This window comes from Mesorhizobium sp. M7A.F.Ca.ET.027.03.2.1 (assembly GCF_003999175.1).
Taxonomy (GTDB): domain Bacteria; phylum Pseudomonadota; class Alphaproteobacteria; order Rhizobiales; family Rhizobiaceae; genus Mesorhizobium.
Window position 1 is genome coordinate 1 of the sequence record NZ_RZOM01001716.1, and the last position, 679, is coordinate 679.

1 protein-coding gene and 1 pseudogene are annotated in these 679 nt (G+C 60.8%); both read right to left on the reverse strand.

Translation table 11 applies throughout. From position 1 onward, the window contains the following. On the reverse strand, nt 1-482 hold a 482-nt coding region (gene argC, locus EN750_RS37590; RefSeq protein WP_127399491.1), incomplete at its 3' end, for an N-acetyl-gamma-glutamyl-phosphate reductase. A 30-nt stretch (nt 483-512) separates the two neighbouring features. Beyond that, nucleotides 513-679, reverse strand: a pseudogene (locus EN750_RS37595) (agmatinase); the annotation flags it as partial.

Below are 679 nucleotides of genomic sequence, written 5' to 3' on the forward strand. Positions count from 1 at the left end.
GCGACATAGTCCTCGATCATCGGCCGTCCGCCGCCCGAATAGCCCGAAATGCCGTTGACGGTGATCGGGAAATCCGCCGGCAGCAGGCCTGACGTGACCAGCGGCCGTAGCGTGGCGATCGGTCCCTGCGGCCAGCAGCCTGGATTGGCGACGCGTTTTGCCGAGGCGATCGCCTTTGCCTGGTCCTTGTCCATCTCGGCGAAACCATACGCCCAGCCTTCCGCCACGCGATGCGCGGTCGACGCATCGATGACCTTGGTGGTGTCGTTGGCGATCAGCGAGACGCTTTCTTTCGCCGCGTCGTCAGGCAGGCACAGGATCGCGACATCGGCGGCGTTGAGAAACTCGGCGCGCGCCGCCGTTTCCTTGCGGCGTTCGGTCGGGATGGAAATGATCTCCAGATCAATGCGCTCGGCAAGCAGCGCCCTGATCTGCAGGCCGGTGGTGCCGTGTTCGCCGTCGATGAAGATTTTCGGTTTCATGGGTTGATCAAATTCCCTGATATTTCAAGATTATATGCCCTGACCTTGAATCACTGCGGCACCATTGTGGTTGCCGTTGTTCAACTCTTCAAGCCGGGCCTTTCGCTCAGCCAGCAGGCCGAGATATTGCATGGCCACCATCGAGCCGGCGATCGCCGTTATATCGGCGTGATCATAGGCCGGCGCAACCTCTACGA